Origin of the sequence: Streptomyces sp. 71268 (assembly GCF_029392895.1) — a bacterium.
In the GTDB taxonomy this organism is placed as follows: Bacteria; Actinomycetota; Actinomycetes; order Streptomycetales; family Streptomycetaceae; genus Streptomyces.
The window spans coordinates 5,714,443-5,727,782 of sequence record NZ_CP114200.1 but is presented as its reverse complement, the minus strand read 5'-3'; the positions used below and the strand labels follow the sequence as shown (position 1 = coordinate 5,727,782).

Here is a 13,340-nt window from a genome sequence, read left to right as displayed (position 1 = left end):
GCTTACCCGGCCTTTCCGTCACAGACCATCAACAGGTGTTCGCGGCCGGTCACTCAGGGTCGTTCACCGGGCGCAGCTCAAGTGATCAACGACAGTTACACCGCGACACCCCCGTCGGTCCCCCCGCCGTGGTCGCGGTGCTCTGGGAGGCGCGAGACATGACTGATCGCAGGCTCTGGTCGTACAAGGAAATCGCGGCACACATCGGCGTCCAGACAGACACCGTGCGCTCCTACCGCAAACACGGGCTGCTTCCGGCGCCCGACGTCGTGGAGGGCGGAAAGCCCTACTGGCTCGCGGACACCATCCGGGCCTGGGTCCTCCGCCGGCCAGGTAACCGCTCGCGCCGCGACACTTAGCGCCCGGCGCGCGCCGGCGCCCGGCCTGGCGCCCGGTCCGGCGGGGCGGCGGAGGCGGCGGAGGGCGTGGGCGGCGACACCCGGTGCCACGCGGACGCTGGGCGCGTTTTCGTGGCGAGCCTCTCTGTCGCCATACCCCCCTGGGGTATAAGATGACCGACGTGGGGGCGACCGGAGGAGACTCCAGGGCCCCGACACCAGCAGGCCACCTTCCCCAAGGAGAACCCATGACCTCCGAGACGCCCACCGAATCGCGCCAGTCCGCCGACGACATCACCACCGTGTACACGGTCACGGGCATGACCTGCGGTCACTGCGAGGGCGCGGTCACCGAAGAGGTCTCGGCGCTGGACGGCGTCACGTCCGTCAAGGCCGAGGCCGCCAGCGGCCAGGTGACCGTCGTCTCGACGGCCGCCCTCGACGACGAGGCCGTGCGCGCCGCCATCGACGAGGCGGGCTACGAGCTCACCGGCCGGGCCGCCTGACCGCACCCCCGCGCCACCGGCACCTTCCGAGGCCGGGTCGTACGGAGCCGCCCAACGGCGCTCCGCACGGCCCGGCCTCCGCGCGTCCGCACCCCGGCGGGTTCCCGACGTGGCGGGTTCCCGGCTCGGCGATCCCCGCCCTGACGAGTGGCCGCGGGAGCGCCTGACACATGTGGACCGCCGACGAATCACGGGGCATCACCGACCACGGGACCGGTTGCGGCGAGATTTCCACTCGAACGTCTTCACGAAATCCCCATAGGCCGCACAACACCCATACGTGAGCGCCCAGATATTCAAATGGAGACCCTTGCCCGACTACGCCCCTATATGGCAAGAGACGCAGATCACAGTGGAAGTGGGGTAACCATTCGCGGGGGTCGCGAGTCTAACTGGGTGGTGCTGGGACGTCTTGGGGGACGTTTCCAGACTGCGCGTGGCCGGGGCGACGTACCGGGGAGCTTTGAGCGGCCCTCCCGCATGTACGCGTCCCGGCAGATCGCGGGCGCCTGGCCCTCGTGGCCAGCAAGGCTCCCGGCCGGATCCCGTGGGGGGAATCCGAACCGGGGAACAGAAAGCGCCCCGCTCCGACCCGTGGGGGGATCGGTAGCGGGGCGCTTTCGCATGCCCGGCCAGGCCCGATCCCGGCCCACCGCGACGCCCGTAGCCCCAGGCACGCCGCCCGCGTGAGGGAGCGTCGAAGCGCGAGCCGGCACCCCGATTCGACCCACACCGCGCCCGCGCACGCCGGTTTCCGTTTCTTCACGCCGCGCCCCGTCGACGCCACCTTGGGACCCCACTCACGGTGCACCCGCTCCATGCGACGCCACGCACCGGGGCCGTGTCCGTGATAAAAACTTGGACGATCGTCTCACTTTCTCTGTCAGGAGTAGCGATGGCCAATCCCTACGGTGCGCTCTTCGCCGCGCCGGGCGCTCGGGCGTTCACCGCCGCTGGTTTCGTCTCCCGGATGCCGTTGTCGATGACCGGCATCGGCCTCATCACGATGCTGTCCGAACTGCGCGGCCAGTACGGCGTCGCCGGTGCCGTCGCCGCCACGTTCACGCTGGCCATGGCGCTCATCGGGCCCCAGGTCTCCCGGCTGGTGGACCGGTACGGCCAGGGCCGGGTGCTGCTGCCCGTCACCGGCGTGAGCGTGGTCGCGCTCGGGCTGCTCCTGCTCTGCGCGCACTACGACGCGCCCGTGTGGACGCTGTTCGCGCTCGCCGCGCTCGCGGGCTCCATGCCGAGCATGGCCGCCATGGTCCGGGCCCGCTGGACCGAGATCTACCGCGACTCCCCCAGGCTGCACACCGCCTACGCACTGGAGGCGGTGATCGAGGACGTCACGTTCATCGCCGGCCCGGCGCTCTCGGTGCTGCTGTGCACGACGTTGTTCCCCGAGGCCGGGCCGCTGGTCGCGGGCGCGCTGCTGGCCGTCGGCGTCACGCTGTTCGTCATGCGGCGCGACACGGAGCCGCCGGCGCGGGGCACGGCCCAGACCGTGGAGGGGTCGGCGTTGCGCGACGGGTCGCTGCGGGTCCTGGTGCTCGCGCTGGTCGCCGGTGGCGCGATCGTGGGCACGGTGGACGTGGTGAGCGTGGCGTTCGCCGACGAGCAGGGCCAGCCCGGCGCGACGGGACTGGTGCTCGCCGTGTACGCCGTCGGCTCCTGCGCCGCCGGCCTCGCCTTCGGTGCCGTCACCCTACGGACCCCGCTACCGCGACTGCTGGTCCTCAGCATCCTCGGGACGGCCGCCACCACGCTGCCGTTCCTGCTGGTGAACAGCGTCATCGGGCTGACCGTCGCGGTGTTCTTCGCGGGCGTCTTCTTCTCGCCCACCATGATCACGATCATGAACCTGATCGAGCGCATCGTGCCCGCGCACCGGCTGACGGAGGGCATGACCTGGGCCACGACGGGGCTCGCCATCGGCGTCGCGCTGGGCTCGTCGCTCTCCGGCGCGGCGGTCGACGTGTTCGGCCCGCGCGGTGGCTTCGCCGTGGCCATCACGGCGGGCGCCCTCTGCGTCGCCGTCGCGGCGCTGGGCTACCGCCCGCTGGTGGCCGCCGTCTCCGCCAGGCCGGTCACGCCGCCGCCCGGCGGCGACTTCGCGCCGAAGGCCGGCCAGGGCGCCGCTCCGGGAGGCGATGGGGGTACGGTCACGGTGGCTGCCGCCACGGACCGTACCGACGCGGACCTGGAGAGCGCCCAGCGAGACGCGGACCTCGCGGACGGAGCGACCGTTACCCACCACGGGCCGGATGCCACCGGTCGTGGCGTGGCGGGCGCGGATCGCGCGGGCGCGGATCGCGCGGGCGCGGACCGGGCCGGGGGCGCGGGCGCCGTGCTCGCCGGGTCCGGCGCGTCGGACCCCGCGTCGCCCGTCGACTCCGCCGCGCACGCGTCACGGGAGGCGGACGAGCGGCAGCAGTGCTACGTCGACTGCGGCTGAACGCACCGCGTTCCGGCCGCCCGGGCCACGGGAGCTTGCCCTGAACGAGCGTGAAGCCGCGCACCAGTCCGGCGCCGGCGACGACACGGCCGCCACCGACCGGCCGCCCGCCCCCGTGGCGGCGGGGCGGCCCCCTGCCGCCACGGAACCGGGCGACGCCGCAGGGCCGGGCCGCGCCACGGGGCTGGACGACGACGCCGGCCCGGGCGACGCCGGCCCGGGCGGCATCCCGGGCCCGAGCCCGGGCGGCGGGCCCGCGGCCGGGGGTGACGCAGCGGGCCGCAGCGGTGACGCGGGCCCCGGGGGTGGCACGGCCCCCGACGGTGACGCGAGCCCCGGCGGTGACGCGGGCCCCGGCCCTGACGGTGACGCGGGCCCCGGCGGTGGCGCGCGGCGGAAGACGGCCGCGGGGCGGGCCGGGGCCGGGCGGGCCGAGGGGGGCGTGCCCGCGACGGACGGGCGGCGCGTGAAGGGCGAGCGGCGGCGGCAGGCGCTGATCGAGGCGGCGCTGCGGGTGGTCGAGCGGGACGGGGCCTCGGGCGTCAGCCACCGGGCGGTGGCCCGCGAGGCCGAACTGCCCAACGCGTCGGCCACCTACTACTTCCGCAGCATCGACGACCTGCTGTGCGCGGCGCTGACCAGCGTGATGTACGAGGACGCCGCCCGCATGCGCCGGCTGGCCCTCGCGACGGACGGTGGCCTCGACAGCCGCCGCACGCTGGCCCAGCTCATGGCCGACGTGGTCGCCGAACCCGGTCGGCTCCTGGCCGAGTACGAGCTCTACCTCCAGGCCGCCCGGCGCCCCGAGCTACGCGAGGCCACCCAGGTGTGGCTGGACGCGGCGGCGGACTTCGCCCGCCGGTACACCGACGATCCGGTGCGGGTACGCGTCGTCGTCGGCGCCATCGACGGCCTCCTGCTGCAGGCGCTGCTCACCGACGACCCGCCCGGCGTGGCGGAGTTCGACGAGGTGCTGCGCATGCTGCTGCCCTGCTCGGACGAACAGGGCGAGTAGGGCGCGCAGGGCGGGTGCCGCTCGGACGAGTGGGCCGCGTACCGCTCGGACGAGTGGGCCGCCTCCCGCTCGGATCAGTGAGGCGGGTCCTGCTCGGACGGGCGCCGCCGCACCACCCCGGGGGGCGGGCCGCCCGGCTCCGCCGCGCGGGTCGCCGGGCAGCAACACGCCGGGCAGGCCGCGAGGGGCCTGCCCGGCGTGGCGGGTCCGTGGGACGTCGGGCGAGCGGGGTGCGCGTCCGCACGCGGCGGGCGGATGGCACCCCGCCGCCCCACCGCCTCCGGTTAGCGCTGCTCCACGGGGACGAAGTCGCGCTCGACGACGCCCGTGTAGATCTGGCGGGGGCGGCCGATGCGGGAGCCGGGCTCCTTGATCATCTCGTGCCACTGGGCGATCCAGCCGGGGAGCCGGCCGAGCGCGAAGAGGACGGTGAACATCTCGGTCGGGAAGCCCATCGCCCGGTAGATGAGGCCGGTGTAGAAGTCGACGTTCGGGTAGAGCTTGCGCTCCACGAAGTAGTCGTCGGCCAGCGCGTGCTCTTCGAGCTTGAGCGCGATGTCGAGCAGCTCGTCGGACTTGCCGAGGGCGGAGAGGACGTCGTGCGCCGCCGACTTGATGATCTTCGCCCGGGGGTCGAAGTTCTTGTAGACGCGGTGCCCGAAGCCCATGAGCTTCACGCCGTCTTCCTTGTCCTTCACCTTGCGGATGAAGGTGTCCACGTCGCCGCCGGTGTTCTTGATGCTCTCCAGCATCTCGAGGACCGACTGGTTGGCGCCGCCGTGCAGCGGGCCCCACAGCGCGCTGATGCCCGCCGAGATCGACGCGAACATGTTCGCCTGCGAGGAGCCGACCAGGCGGACCGTGGAGGTCGAACAGTTCTGCTCGTGGTCCGCGTGCAGGATCAGCAGCTTGTCCAGGGCGCTGACCACGACGGGGTCCAGGTCGTACTCGGCGGCCGGCACCGAGAACGTCATGCGGAGGAAGTTCTCGACGTATCCCAGGTCGTTACGGGGGTAGACGACCGGGTGACCGACGGACTTCTTGTACGCGTACGCGGCGATCGTGGGCAGCTTGGCGAGCAGCCGGATCGTCGACAGGTGGCGCTGCTTCTCGTCGAACGGGTTGTGGCTGTCCTGGTAGAACGTGGACAGCGCGCTGACCACGGACGACAGCATCGCCATCGGGTGGGCGTCACGGGGGAAGCCGTCGTAGAACCGCTTCACGTCCTCGTGGAGCAGCGTGTGCTGGGTGATCTCGTTACGGAACGTAGCCAGCTCGTCAACGGTCGGCAGCTCCCCGTTGATCAGCAGGAACGCCGTCTCCAGGAAGGTGCTCCGCTCCGCGAGCTGCTCGATCGGATAACCGCGGTAGCGCAGGATGCCCTGCTCACCGTCGAGGTAGGTGATCGCGGACTTGTAGGCGGCGGTATTGCCGTATCCCGAGTCCAGGGTCACCAGACCGGTCTGGGCGCGGAGCTTGCTGATATCGAAGCCGCTGTCGCCGACGGTGCTCTCGATCACCGGGTAGCTGTATTCGCCGTCCCCGTGCCGCAGTACTACAGAGTTGTCGCTCACGTCATCCCTCACCGACGTTGTGCCTCTTCTTCGAGGTGCCCTGACTAGCTCTACCTTCCCCCATTTGGACGATGAACGTGCACTCGGGGTCGGCCATCGGGCCTAATTGCGGCACTCAGTGCCGCCATCGTGTCCATCCTGCCCCCTTACAGCCGATTCCGGAAACCCGGCGGAAGCGGAACGCGGGACTTCGCCACCGAGCCGATGGTCGAGCGCGGTGCAGCGGCGGCCCGCCGAAACCGTGCGCACGGCCTGCCCCAGCGCCTTGCGCGAGCCGACCAGCACGACGAGCCGCTTCGCCCGCGTCACCGCCGTGTAGAGCAGGTTGCGCTGGAGCATCATCCAGGCGCCGGTCGTCACCGGGATCACCACCGCCGGGTACTCGCTGCCCTGCGAGCGGTGGATCGTCACGGCGTACGCGTGCGCCAACTCGTCCAGTTCGTCGAAGTCGTACCCCACCTCCTCGTCCTCGTCCGTGCGCACCGTCAGCCGCTGTTCCTCGTTGTCGAGCGCGGTGACCACGCCCACGGTGCCGTTGAAGACCCCGTTCGCCCCCTTCTCGTAGTTGTTTCTGATTTGGGTGACCTTGTCCCCGACGCGGAAGGTGCGGCCGCCGAAGCGTCGCTCCGGCAGGTCCGGGCGGGCGGGCGTCACGGCCTGCTGGAGCAGCCCGTTGAGCGTGCCCGCGCCGGCGGGGCCACGGTGCATCGGCGCGAGAACCTGCACGTCGCGGCGCGGGTCGAGGCCGAACTTCGCCGGGATGCGGCGGGCCGCCACGTCGACCGTGAGCCGCCCCGCCTCCTCGGTGTCGTCCTCCACGAAGAGGAAGAAGTCCGGCAGGCCGTCGGTGATCGGCGGCACCCCGGAGTTGATCCGGTGCGCGTTGGTGACCACGCCGGACTGCTGGGCCTGCCGGAAGATCCGGGTCAGCCGCACGGAGGGGACCGGGCTGCCCGGCGCGAGCAGGTCGCGCAGCACCTCGCCGGCGCCCACGGAGGGGAGTTGGTCCACGTCGCCGACGAGCAGCAGGTGGGCGCCCGGCGGCACGGCCTTCACCAGCTTGTTGGCCAGCAACAGGTCCAGCATCGACGCCTCGTCCACCACGACCAGGTCGGCGTCCAGCGGCCGGTCCCGGTCGTACGCGGCGTCGCCACCCGGCTTGAGCTCAAGGAGGCGGTGCACGGTGGACGCCTCGGCGCCGGTCAGCTCGGCGAGCCGCTTGGCGGCCCGGCCCGTGGGCGCCGCCAGCACCACCTTGGCCTGCTTCGCGCGGGCCAGCTCCACCACGGAACGCACCGTGAACGACTTGCCGCAGCCGGGGCCGCCCGTGAGCACCGCCACCTTCTCGGTGAGCGCCAGCTTGACCGCCTCCCGCTGCTCGGGGGCGAGGTCGGCGCCGGTGCGCCGGCCGAGCCAGGACAGCGCCCTGTCCCAGTCGACGTCCCGGAAGCCGGGCATCCGGTCCTCGTCGCCGCGCAGCAGCCGGCGCAGCGACCCGGCGAGCGACAGCTCCGCGCGGTGGAAGGGGACCAGGTACACGGCCGTGATCGGTTCGCCGTCGGCGGGTCCGGGCACCACCTCGCGGACCACCCCCTCGGGGTCCTCGGCCAGCTCCCCCAGGCACTCGATGACAAGGCCGGTGTCCACCTGGAGCAACTTCACGGCGTCCGCGATCAGTTGTTCCTCGGGCAGGTAGCAGTGGCCGTTGTCGGTGGACTGGGACAGCGCGTACTGCAGGCCCGCCTTGACGCGGTCCGGGCTGTCGTGCGGGATGCCGACGGCCTGCGCGATGCGGTCGGCGGTCAGGAAGCCGATGCCCCAGACGTCGGCCGCGAGGCGGTACGGCTGGTTGCGTACGACGGAGATGGAGGCGTCGCCGTACTTCTTGTAGATGCGCACCGCGATGGAGGTGGAGACGCCGACGCCCTGGAGGAAGACCATGACCTCCTTGATGGCCTTCTGCTCCTCCCAGGCCGCGCCGATCATCCTGGTGCGCTTGGGACCGAGCCCGGGCACCTCGATCAGCCGCTCCGGGTGCCGCTCGATCACGTCCAGCGTCTCCACGCCGAAGTGCTCGGTGATCCGGTCGGCGATCCGTGGCCCGATGCCCTTGATGAGTCCGGAGCCCAGATAGCGGCGGATGCCCTGGACGGTGGCGGGCAGCACCGTCGTGTAGTTCTCCACGGTGAACTGCTTGCCGTACTGCGGGTGGGAGCCCCAGCGGCCCTCCATGCGCAGCGACTCGCCCGGCTGGGCGCCGAGCAGCGAGCCCACCACCGTCAGCAGGTCGCCGGAGCCGCGCCCCGTGTCGACCCGCGCGACCGTGTAGCCGTTGTCCTCATTGGCGTAGGTGATCCGCTCCAGGACCCCTTCGACCACCGCGAGCTTGAACATGGAGCGACCGTACCGCCGGAGTCCGACACCCGTGCGAGCCTGTGGATAACTCCGAACGGGCCGCCGCCACAAGGGCCGTACGCCCGTCTTCCGCCCCGAAGTCCCCCGCGAGGGTCCCTGGCGCCAGGGCCCGTACGCCACGAGGGGCCCGGTCCACGGACCGGGCCCCTCAGGCTTCCCCCTCCACTGGCTCCGCTCGAAATCCCCCCAGATTCCCCTCCGCGGAAGCCCGATGACACATACGACCCGCTGCGGGCGGGAAGGGTTGCACGGTTTCCCGCTGTTTTTTGTCCGTGCCGAGTGGTGCGTGGTCGGTGGTCCGCGGCGGGCCCGGGTGACCCGGTTCCCCGCCCACGGAGACGGTCCGGCTACCCTGCGGTGCCCCGGGGTACGCGGGCCCCGACGTGCCGCCGCGGCGGCGTCGGCGGGTCCCCGGTTCGGCACCACGGGCGCGCGGTGCCACCGGCGGCGGGCGGTTTGCGCCGGGGCATAACCTCAACGGCCCACGGCGGCCACCACGGCGGTGCGAGCGGCGGCGGTGTTCGTGAGGGTGAGTGCTCGCGCGGGTGAAGGACGGCGGATGGAGCGGAAGCGATGACGGTGACCCTGGCCGACGTAGCGGCGCGCGCCGGGGTGTCGCCGGCCACCGTCTCCCGGGTGCTCAGCGGGAACTACCCGGTCGCGGAGGCCACCCGGGCCCGGGTGCTGCGGGCCGTCGACGACCTGGACTACGTGGTCAACGGGCCGGCCAGCGCGCTCGCGGCGGCCAACTCGGACCTCGTCGGCATCCTCGTCAACGACATCGCCGACCCCTTCTTCGGGATCATGGCGGGCGCCATCCAGTCCGAGATGGGCCCCGCCACCGCCCCGGCCGCCGCCGACGCGTGGGCGCCGGGCCAGGCGCCCGGTGGGCCGCAGGGCAGGGCCGCGACCGGCCCCGCCGGCCCGGCGACGGCGGCCGAGAAGCTGGCCGTCGTGTGCAACACCAACGGCTCCCCCGAGCGCGAACTCACCTACCTCACGCTGCTCCAGCGCCAGCGCGCCGCGGCCGTCGTCCTCACCGGCAGCGCGGCCGACGGCCCCGAGCACACCGAGCGGCTGGCGGCCAAGGTGGCCAGGCTGGTCGCCGCCGGCACCCGGGTGGTGCTGTGCGGCAGGCCCCCGGTGGCCGGCGCGCTCGCGCTCACCTTCGACAACCGGGGCGGCGCCAGGCGGCTCACCGAGCACCTGCTCACCCTCGGCCACCGCCGCGTCGGCTACATCGCGGGCCCCGCCGAGCGCACCACCACCCGCCACCGGCTCGAGGGACACCTCGCCGCGCTGGCCGCGCACGGCCTCCCGGCCCCGACGCCGGAGGCCCGGCCGGGCGGGGCCCACGCGGCGGCGCCCGAACCGCCGCCGCTGGTCGTGCACGGGGCGTACGACCGGGCCTCCGGATACGACGCGGCGTGCGAACTCCTGCGCCGCGAGCCCGGCATCACCGCGCTGGTCGCGGCCAACGACACGGTCGCGCTCGGCGCCTACGCCGCGCTGCGCGACATGGGCCTGAGCATCCCCCGGGACGTGTCGGTCACCGGCTTCGACGACCTGCCGTTCAGCGCGGACGCGGCCCCGGCGCTCAGCACCGTACGGCTGCCCCTGTACGAGGCGGGCGCGCGGGCGGGGCGGCTGGCACTCGGGCGGGAAGCCCCGCCGCCGGGTGGGGTGGCCATGATCCGCGCCGAGCTGATGATCCGGGACTCGACCGCGCCGCCCCCCGCGCCCGGGCGCTGAGCCGCCCCCGAACAGGGGCGGCCAACGGGCGCGGGCGCGCCCGCGCCGGGCAGCGCTCGCCCAGGTGGCCACGGTCGAGGGCGCCTGCTGAGCAGGCGGGGCGCCGGAGAGGACCGGCCTTCCTCCGACACAAAGGCCCTGAAAGCCCCCGAAGCACCCCGCTTCTGAGCGGGCATCTCGCTGGCGAATAGGGGAAGCCGGAAAAGGGGCCGCCGGCCCCCGTGGCGGGTTTGACCCGGTTGCGTTCGCTGCCTAGCGTCGCCGTGCCCGCCCGTGCGCACCGACCGCTCAGGAGCCCGCGTGAAGCTCGCCTTTTCCACCCTCGGCGTGCCCGGCCTGCCGATCCCCGACGTCGTGGAACTCGCCGTGGACCACGGATACCAGGGCGTCGAACTGCGAGCCCACCCCGAGGAACCGGTCCACGTCGGCATCGGCGCGGCCGAACGGGCCGACGTCGCGGCGCGGTTCCGCGCCGCCGGGCTGACCGTGCTCGCCGTCGCCGGCTATACGCGGGTCGCCGAGGCCGGCGACGACGGCCCGGTCATCGACGACCTGCGGCAACACCTCGCGCTCGCCCGCGACCTCGGCGCCCCGTACGCGCGCGTCTTCCCCGGTGGCGGCGACCAGGACCCCGCCGAGGCCGACGCGACGGCCGCCCGCCGGCTGGCCGCCGTCGCGCCGTACGCGAACGACCTCGGCGTACGGCTGCTGCTTGAGACCCACGACTCGCACCGCACCGCGGCCGACGCCTGCCGGGTGCTGGGCCTGGTCGGGCACCTGAGCGTGGGGGCCGTCTGGGACGTGCTGCACACCTGGCTCGGCGGCGAGGACCCGGTGGCCTCGCACGCCGCGCTCGCCCCGCACCTGGGTTACGTGCAGGTCAAGGACGTGGCCTCGGCCGAGGACACGTCCCCGCTGCCGCTCGGCCGGGGCACGCTGCCGCTGGCCGCGTGCCTGACCGCGCTCGTACGGGCCAACTTCGCCGACACCGCGCGGGACGCGCCGGCCGATGGCTGGGTGAGCTGGGAGTACGAGAAGCGCTGGCACCCGGAGGCGACCGAGTTGCCCACGCTGCTCGACGCGGGCCGGGACCACCTGCGCGGGCTGCTGGCCGCCGCCGCTGGCACGGGGTCGGTCACGCGGGAGAGCCAGCGGCGGGAGCCGGGCCAGCACCCGTAGCCGGGGCCACGACCGGAGTGGCCGGGTCCGGTATCGCGGCTGGTTTCGGGGCCGGTTCCGGGGCCGGGCCCTGACCCGTCGGTGGGCTGCTGGGGCGTCCGCGACCGGCGCCCGCGAACGAGGTCAGGGCGACGCCGCCGACCAGGAGCGCGGCGGCCAGCCAGCGCAGCGGGCTGATCCCCTCGCCCAGCAGCAGCGCCGCCGAGGACATGCCGAAGACCGGCACCAGGAGCGAGAACGGCGCGACCGCCGACGCGTCGTAGGTGCGTAGCAGGAAGCCCCAGGCGCCGAAGCCGAAGAGCGTGGTGCCCCAGGCCACGAACGCGATGGCGCCCAGGCCGCTCCAGTCGAGGCCGCGCAGCGCCTCCACATCCCGCTGCGGGCCCTCGAAGACCAGCGACAGGGCCAGCAGCGGCAGCACCGGCACGACGCTCACCCAGACCATGAACCGCAGCCCGTCCGGCGGGGCGGCCTTGCGGGTCAGCACGTTGGACACGCCCCAGAACGCGGCGGCGGCCACGACCAGCGCGAAGCCGAGCACGGGCCCCGAGGTCCCCTCGTCCACGGCCGCGACCGCGATGCCGCCCAGCGCGACGCCCATGCCGAGCAGCCGCACCGGACCGGGGCGCTCGCCGAGCGCGAACGCGGCGAACAGCGCCGTGAACACCGCCTGCACCTGGAGCACCAGCGAGGAGAGGCCGGCCGGCGCGCCCTGGTTCATGCCGACGAACAGCAGGCCGAACTTGGCCAGGCCGAGCGCCAGCCCCACGCCGATCACCCAGCGCCAGGGCACCTGGGGCCGGCCCACGAGGAACACGGCGGGCAGCGCGGCGGCCGTGAACCGCAGCGCGCAGAACAACAGCGGCGGGAAGTGGTCGAGACCGACCTCGATGACGACGAAGTTGACGCCCCAGGCGGCGGTGATCAGCACGGCCAGGGCGAGGTGAGCGGGTCGCATGGTTCGAGCATCGACGCAGTGAACCTTGTAGCACCAGCGCGAGTATCTTCATGATTGGTTGAAGAAGTGCTACAAGCAGCGGTCGCCACGGCCGTGGGCGACCCGCGCCGTGGCGCGCGGCGCTGCTTGGTCGCGGTGCCGAGCCCCTGGGGGGGAACCATGTTGGACCTGGCCCGGTTGCGGGCCCTGCACGCGGTGGCCGTGCACGGGTCGGTCAGCGCGGCGGCCGTCGCCCTCGGCTACACGCCGTCGGCGGTGTCGCAGCAGATAGCGAAGCTGGAGCGGGAGACGCGGACCACGCTGCTCGAACGGCGGGGCCGTGGCATCGCCCTGACCGACGCGGCGCAGCAGTTGGCCGACACGGCCCAGCAGTTGCTGGCCATCGTGGAGCGCGCCGAGACCACGCTGGAGGAGCGGCGCGGGCAGCCGTCGGGGCGCCTGGCGGTAGGCGCGTTCGCCTCGGCCGCGCGTGGCCTGCTACCCTCCGTGCTCGCCGAACTCACCGCCCGGCACCCGGGGTTGGACGCCCGGCTGACCGAGGTGGACCCGCACCTGTCGCCCGATCTGGTGGCCCGTGGCGTGATCGACCTGGCCGTCACGCACGACTGGGACATCTCACCGCTGCCGGCCCCCGAGGGCGTGCAGCGGGTCGTGATCGGCGACGACCCGTCGGACATCCTGGTGCCCAGCGACCACCCGCTGGCCGGCCGTCGTGTGCTGCGCCGCGCGGACCTGACCGACCAGCGGTGGATCTGCCAGCCGCCGGGCACCGTGTGCCACGACTGGCTGGTGCGCACGCTGCGCGCCTCCGGCCACGAGCCCGACCTCGCATACCAGGTCGCCGAGTACCACACGCAACTGGCGCTGGTCTCCGCCGGCCTCGGCATCGCGCTGGTCCCCCGGCTCGGCCGTAGCCCGGTGCCGGAGGGTGTGTCCGTCGTACCGCTGGAGCCGACGCCGCTGCGCCGCCTGTACGCGCTGTGGCGCCCCGGGGCCGCCCGCCGACCGTCCATCACCGAGGCGGTGCGCCTCCTCCAGGAGCACTGGCCGCGCCGCGACGCCGCCTGAGCCACGCGCGAGGGGGCGCCCGCTACTGCTTCGGGCGCCCCCTCGGTCCCGGGGCGGCCGTCACCGCCCCGGGGCTGTCA

Annotated in this window: 10 protein-coding genes; 7 read left to right on the top strand and 3 right to left on the bottom strand. The window is 73.6% G+C overall.

Annotated features, from left to right (window positions below):
* Positions 1-158: 158 nt before the first annotated feature.
* The 4 genes from OYE22_RS22715 to OYE22_RS22700 all read left to right on the top strand — a co-directional run bounded on the left by OYE22_RS22715 (position 159) and on the right by OYE22_RS22700 (position 4,314).
* Positions 159-359, top strand: coding sequence for a MerR family transcriptional regulator (locus OYE22_RS22715; protein WP_176161759.1), 201 nt, complete (start codon positions 159-161; stop codon positions 357-359).
* A gap of 227 nt (positions 360-586) precedes the next feature.
* A complete protein-coding gene (locus OYE22_RS22710; RefSeq protein ID WP_277322113.1) occupies positions 587-844 on the top strand; it encodes a heavy-metal-associated domain-containing protein in 258 nt (85 codons plus the stop codon).
* A gap of 895 nt (positions 845-1,739) precedes the next feature.
* Positions 1,740-3,299: an MFS transporter gene (locus OYE22_RS22705; protein ID WP_277322112.1), complete on the top strand. Its 1,560-nt coding sequence runs from the start codon at positions 1,740-1,742 to the stop codon at positions 3,297-3,299.
* A 442-nt stretch (positions 3,300-3,741) separates the two neighbouring features.
* Positions 3,742-4,314: a TetR family transcriptional regulator gene (locus tag OYE22_RS22700; RefSeq protein WP_277322111.1), complete on the top strand. Its 573-nt coding sequence runs from the start codon at positions 3,742-3,744 to the stop codon at positions 4,312-4,314.
* A 284-nt stretch (positions 4,315-4,598) separates the two neighbouring features.
* Here OYE22_RS22700 and OYE22_RS22695 read toward each other — a convergent pair whose 3' ends face one another.
* Both OYE22_RS22695 and OYE22_RS22690 read right to left on the bottom strand, forming a co-directional pair.
* Entirely contained in the window at positions 4,599-5,888 is a 1,290-nt protein-coding gene (locus OYE22_RS22695; protein WP_277322110.1) for a citrate synthase, read from the bottom strand.
* A 102-nt stretch (positions 5,889-5,990) separates the two neighbouring features.
* Positions 5,991-8,282: an ATP-dependent RecD-like DNA helicase gene (locus tag OYE22_RS22690; RefSeq protein ID WP_277322109.1), complete on the bottom strand. Its 2,292-nt coding sequence runs from the start codon at positions 8,280-8,282 to the stop codon at positions 5,991-5,993.
* 594 nt (positions 8,283-8,876) lie between these two features.
* Between OYE22_RS22690 and OYE22_RS22685 the strand changes: the two genes are divergently transcribed.
* Both OYE22_RS22685 and OYE22_RS22680 read left to right on the top strand, forming a co-directional pair.
* Positions 8,877-10,055: a LacI family DNA-binding transcriptional regulator gene (locus OYE22_RS22685; RefSeq protein WP_277322108.1), complete on the top strand. Its 1,179-nt coding sequence runs from the start codon at positions 8,877-8,879 to the stop codon at positions 10,053-10,055.
* 300 nt (positions 10,056-10,355) lie between these two features.
* Complete coding sequence (locus OYE22_RS22680) at positions 10,356-11,234, top strand: sugar phosphate isomerase/epimerase family protein (RefSeq protein WP_277322107.1); 879 nt, start codon at positions 10,356-10,358, stop codon at positions 11,232-11,234.
* Here the strand turns inward: OYE22_RS22680 and OYE22_RS22675 are convergent.
* On the bottom strand, positions 11,191-12,192 hold the full coding sequence (locus tag OYE22_RS22675) for an EamA family transporter (RefSeq protein WP_277322106.1): 1,002 nt from the start codon (positions 12,190-12,192) through the stop codon (positions 11,191-11,193). The genes OYE22_RS22680 and OYE22_RS22675 overlap by 44 nt on opposite strands.
* Positions 12,193-12,351: 159 nt before the next feature.
* Here OYE22_RS22675 and OYE22_RS22670 point away from each other — a divergent pair, with 159 nt between their 5' ends.
* A complete protein-coding gene (locus OYE22_RS22670) occupies positions 12,352-13,260 on the top strand; it encodes a LysR family transcriptional regulator (protein ID WP_277322105.1) in 909 nt (302 codons plus the stop codon).
* Positions 13,261-13,340: the final 80 nt, after the last annotated feature.

Coding starts and splice junctions, on each gene's coding strand:
- OYE22_RS22670 (WP_277322105.1), top strand. CDS start 12,352: ATGTTGGACCTGGCCCGGTTGCGGGCCCTGCACGCGGTGGCCGTGCAC.
- OYE22_RS22710 (WP_277322113.1), top strand. CDS start 587: ATGACCTCCGAGACGCCCACCGAATCGCGCCAGTCCGCCGACGACATC.
- OYE22_RS22690 (WP_277322109.1), bottom strand. CDS start 8,282: ATGTTCAAGCTCGCGGTGGTCGAAGGGGTCCTGGAGCGGATCACCTAC.
- OYE22_RS22715 (WP_176161759.1), top strand. CDS start 159: ATGACTGATCGCAGGCTCTGGTCGTACAAGGAAATCGCGGCACACATC.
- OYE22_RS22705 (WP_277322112.1), top strand. CDS start 1,740: ATGGCCAATCCCTACGGTGCGCTCTTCGCCGCGCCGGGCGCTCGGGCG.
- OYE22_RS22685 (WP_277322108.1), top strand. CDS start 8,877: ATGACGGTGACCCTGGCCGACGTAGCGGCGCGCGCCGGGGTGTCGCCG.
- OYE22_RS22675 (WP_277322106.1), bottom strand. CDS start 12,192: ATGCGACCCGCTCACCTCGCCCTGGCCGTGCTGATCACCGCCGCCTGG.